Genomic DNA, 4311 nt, shown 5'->3' on the forward strand with positions numbered 1-4311 from the left:
CCGCCGACCGAGAAAGACATTGGACTATGAGACACCGGGTGATCTGTTTTCAGCAGCCCTTGCCAATGGCATTTGAGCGTTGCACTTGAAATGCGAATGTAAGGCCGTCTGAAAATGTATCAAGCATTTTCAGACGGCCTTTTATCAATTTAATCAAATAGTAAGTTAAATTATTTTATCGTACGATTCTCACTGATTCGGTTATTACTCCCCTCATCACGAATCATTCTACGAATGGGCAAGCGGTAAATTTGGTTATTCTCAACCACATTAAAGTCGGCAAAATCGCGGTTATCCAAACTGCTGCCAAACGCATAGCCCGCATCTGCTTCACAATAATTGCGGTTGCCATCACGTGCGCCCAGCCATATTACCGGCAAGCGTCCTCTATATCGATGATAGTAAAACACATTTTGGCTTAAGGTATTGTAAGACGGCGTTTGGTGACGGATGGTGCCGCCCTCGCCGCAATTGCGGTAAAAATAAATACCGCCATGATTGAGCGCGGAAAAACGGTTATGGCTGAACGCATTATGTGCCGAGCCGTCAATGGCAATCAATTCCCGCTTTGATGTTTTGGCGTCAATAGTATTACGGGTAAAGGTATTGTGACCACTCTCTGCATCCAGATAAACAGCCACACTTTTGCTATGCCCTGTAATGCGGCTGTTGGCAACCGTCACATGATTCACGCCCGGCGCCAGATACAAAGGAATACGGCCATTTCCGACAATAGTCATGTTTTCTAAACGAATACGACTGGGCGCAGCTGCCTGCGCACGCTCCGTATGACCGTTCTCAAACGAAGACAAGCGCACGGCTTCCACTTCCCCATTCGCGCCCATACCCATCACACGTACCGAACCGGCTACTTTACAGCTGCGAATGGTTAAGTTTTCCGGACGCAACCATTGATTTTGCTGCTTTTTCGAGCGAATGACTATGCTGTCTCCGCCCGTAATATGGGTAGGCGCAATCGTATTGCCATTGCAATCAAACACCTGATTGCTTGCCGCTGCGCCCGTAAAATACAAACGCTTGCTAATGGTACGGTTTTTCGGCAAGGTAGCCGAGCAGGCAACTTCTACGCTGTTTTGCTGAGCTGTTGCCGGCGCTAAAATTTCGTCTAATTGCGCTGGTGTGCAGGTTGCCGCCCATACAGGAAATGCTGCCATTACCCCGCCTAGGCTTGCTAAAATTTTGATGGTTTTCATTTTTTATCGATTAATCATAAGATATAGAACACTCAACAGGCCGTCTAAAAACTTACCTGCCGACTTCAGACGGCTTTCTATCACAACACTCGGTATTTTTCAAAACAAACCCGCCCCAAACATTCAGACGGCCTTGATTCTTGACACGATTTCACGTTTTCGTTACTATTCCCCATTCACACTTTTATGCCGATTTGACACAGCTTGCGGGCAAAAACAGCTAAAGCGTTTGCAGATGATATTTTATTTCCGCTGCAAAACCAGCCCGTTGTGTCAGACATCGGGCTTTGTTGTATTTGAGAACATTATGATTATTTTAGACAAGGTTTCCAAACGCTACCAAACGCGCGACAAATCGTGGTTTACGGCGGTGGAGCCGACCAGTTTGGAAATTAAAGACGGTGAAATTTTCGGCCTGATGGGCTATTCCGGCGCGGGCAAATCGACCTTATTGCGGTTGATTAATCTGCTCGAGCGGCCGGATTCGGGGCGTGTTTTGGTCGGCAATCAGGATTTGATGACGCTAAATGGCGCGCAGTTGCGTCAGGCACGGCAAAATATCGGTATGGTGTTCCAGCAGTTTAATCTGTTGAGCAACCGCACGGTGGCGGATAATGTGGCTTTTCCGTTGGAAATTGCCGGATGGTCGTCTGAAAAAATCCGTGCGCGCGTGGCGGAATGTTTGGAAATTGTCGGTTTGCAGGAGCGCGCCGGTCACTTCCCTGCCCAGCTTTCGGGCGGACAAAAGCAGCGTGTCGGCATTGCCCGCGCGTTGGCACCCAATCCGCAAGTGATTTTGGCCGACGAACCGACTTCCGCACTCGACCCTGCCACTACCCGCAGCGTGTTGGAATGCTTGGAAGACATCAACAAACGATTCAACGTGACCATCGTCATCGTGACCCACGAAATGAGCGTGATTCGCCGCTTATGCGACCGCGCCGCCCTGCTGGACAACGGCCGCCTGTTGGAAGTGGTAGAAGTGAACAACAACCAAATTCATGCCCAATCGGAAATCGGGCGCGAACTGATTCGGGAGGATTGAGATGGCGGATTTGACTTTTTCCAAAGCCCTCGCCACCATCAGTGGCATGAAAGGTGAGATTTACCAAGCCTTGGGCGAAACCTTTATCATGGTCGGTTTATCCACCTTGTTTGCCGTGGTGTTCGGCACTTTATTGGGCGTGTTGCTGTTTGTCACTTCCAACCGCCAATTGCACTACAACAAGCCGCTGAATTTTGTGTTGGACAACTTGGTCAATTTAATGCGCGCGTTTCCGTTTGTAATTTTGATGATTGCGCTGATTCCGGCCACCCGCGCCATCATCGGCAGTACCATCGGCCCTTACGCCGCATCGCTGGTGTTGAGCGTTTCCGGCCTGTTTTATTTTGCCCGCTTGGTCGAGCAAAACCTGCGCGAAGTGCCGCGCGGTATGATTGAAGCGTCGATCAGCATGGGGGCGACACCGCTCACCATCATCCGCAAAGTGCTGCTCAATGAAGCGCGCGCCGGCATGGTGTCCAGTATTACCGTATTGGCCATCGGTCTGCTCTCTTACAGCGCGGCGGCCGGTATGATCGGCGGCGGCGGTTTGGGCGACCTGGCCATCCGCTACGGCTATTACCGCTATCAAACCGAGGTCATTATCTTCATCGTGGCGATTTTGGTGCTGATGGTGATTGCCATGCAGGGCTTGGGCAACTGGATTTCGCGCCGCCTCGACAAACGATAGAAGAATTGTTTATAAAGGCCGTCTGAAAAATCATTCATCTTTTTTCAGACGGCATGTTATGATTTCTGCCACACACATTTAAGGAGTATTGTTATGAACGTAAACAGCGTATTGAAAACCTTCTCAGCCGCCGCTTTGGCCTTGGCTTTGGCCGCTTGCGGCGGGCAAAAACAAGAAGCCGCTCCGGCCGCTTCTGCCGCCTCACCGGCTGCCGACAGCACCGGTGCCAAAAAAGAAATCGTCTTCGGTACCACCGTCGGCGACTTCGGCGACATGGTGAAAGAACAAATCCAACCAGCCTTGGAAAAGCAAGGCTACACCGTGAAACTAATCGAATTTACCGATTATGTGCGACCTAACCTGGCTTTGGCCGAAGGTGAAATCGACATCAACGTCTTCCAACACAAACCATACTTGGAAGATTTCCGCAAAGAACACAAATTAGACATCGTGGAAGCCTTCCAAGTGCCGACCGCGCCATTGGGGTTGTATCCGGGCAAATTGGCCTCATTGGATGATGTGAAAGAAGGCAGCAGCGTTTCCGCGCCAAACGACCCATCCAACTTCGCCCGTGCTTTGGTGATGTTGAACGAATTGGGCTGGGTCAAACTGAAAGACGGCATCAACCCATTGACTGCCTCTAAAAACGACATCGCCGAAAACCTGAAAAAAATCAAAATTGTCGAGCTGGAAGCCGCGCAATTGCCGCGCAGCCGCGCCGATGTTGACTTTGCCGTGGTAAACGGCAACTACGCCATGAGCAGCGGCATGAAACTGACCGAAACCCTGTTCCAAGAACCTAGCTTTGCCTACGTCAACTGGGCAGCCGTGAAAACCGCCGACAAAGACGCTCAATGGTTGAAAGACGTAGAAGCCGCCTACAATTCGGAAGAATTTAAATCTTACGCCAAACAACGCTTTGCTGGTTACAAATACCCTGCCGTATGGGGTGGCCAAGCTGCTGACGAAGCCAAAGTTGTCGCCGCTGAAGCCGAAGCCGCTTCAGAAGCATCTGCTGCTTCTGCCGCACAATAATTGAGTCGTTTTGATTAAATATTGAATAGCTGCAATAGGCCGTCTGAAAGTCTAGTCTTTCAGACGGCCTTACATTCGCCTAACAAGTGCAATTTCCAATAACAGAAAAGGCCAGTATGCGGTAGTATACTGCCTTTCCTGACAAGAAAGATTGCAATATGGCCTACACACAACTGACCTCACACCAAAGATACTACATTTCCAGACATTACCGCAACCTACCCCTAAACCAAATCGCACAGAACATCGGTTGTCATCCCGCCACCGTCAGTCGGGAAATCAGACGGCATTCCGTCAACGGAACCTACTGTTACCGAAAAGCACAACAG

Annotated in this window: 5 protein-coding genes; 4 read left to right on the top strand and 1 reads right to left on the bottom strand. The window is 50.1% G+C overall.

The window, feature by feature from the left end; genetic code table 11:
- Window positions 1–170: 170 nt before the first annotated feature.
- The gene (locus CRG49_RS12335; RefSeq protein WP_157807906.1) at window positions 171–1175 is read right to left on the bottom strand and encodes a right-handed parallel beta-helix repeat-containing protein; all 1005 of its coding nucleotides are present in this window, start codon (window positions 1173–1175) and stop codon (window positions 171–173) included.
- Window positions 1176–1521: 346 nt separating this feature from the next.
- On the opposite strand from CRG49_RS12335, the gene CRG49_RS12340 reads away from it, so the two are divergent.
- From CRG49_RS12340 to CRG49_RS14130, 4 genes are all read left to right on the top strand, one after another.
- A complete protein-coding gene (locus CRG49_RS12340; RefSeq protein WP_095503476.1) occupies window positions 1522–2259 on the top strand; it encodes a methionine ABC transporter ATP-binding protein in 738 nt (245 codons plus the stop codon).
- 1 nt (window position 2260) lies between these two features.
- Window positions 2261–2947, top strand: coding sequence for a methionine ABC transporter permease (locus CRG49_RS12345; RefSeq protein WP_095503474.1), 687 nt, complete (start codon window positions 2261–2263; stop codon window positions 2945–2947).
- A gap of 93 nt (window positions 2948–3040) precedes the next feature.
- A complete protein-coding gene (locus tag CRG49_RS12350) occupies window positions 3041–3982 on the top strand; it encodes a MetQ/NlpA family ABC transporter substrate-binding protein (RefSeq protein WP_095503475.1) in 942 nt (313 codons plus the stop codon).
- Between the two features lie 158 nt (window positions 3983–4140).
- The coding region (locus CRG49_RS14130) for a helix-turn-helix domain-containing protein (RefSeq protein ID WP_157807888.1) at window positions 4141–4311 on the top strand (171 nt) is incomplete at its 3' end.

Source organism: Neisseria sp. N95_16, from assembly GCF_002551535.2.
In the GTDB taxonomy this organism is placed as follows: domain Bacteria; phylum Pseudomonadota; class Gammaproteobacteria; order Burkholderiales; family Neisseriaceae; genus Neisseria; species Neisseria brasiliensis.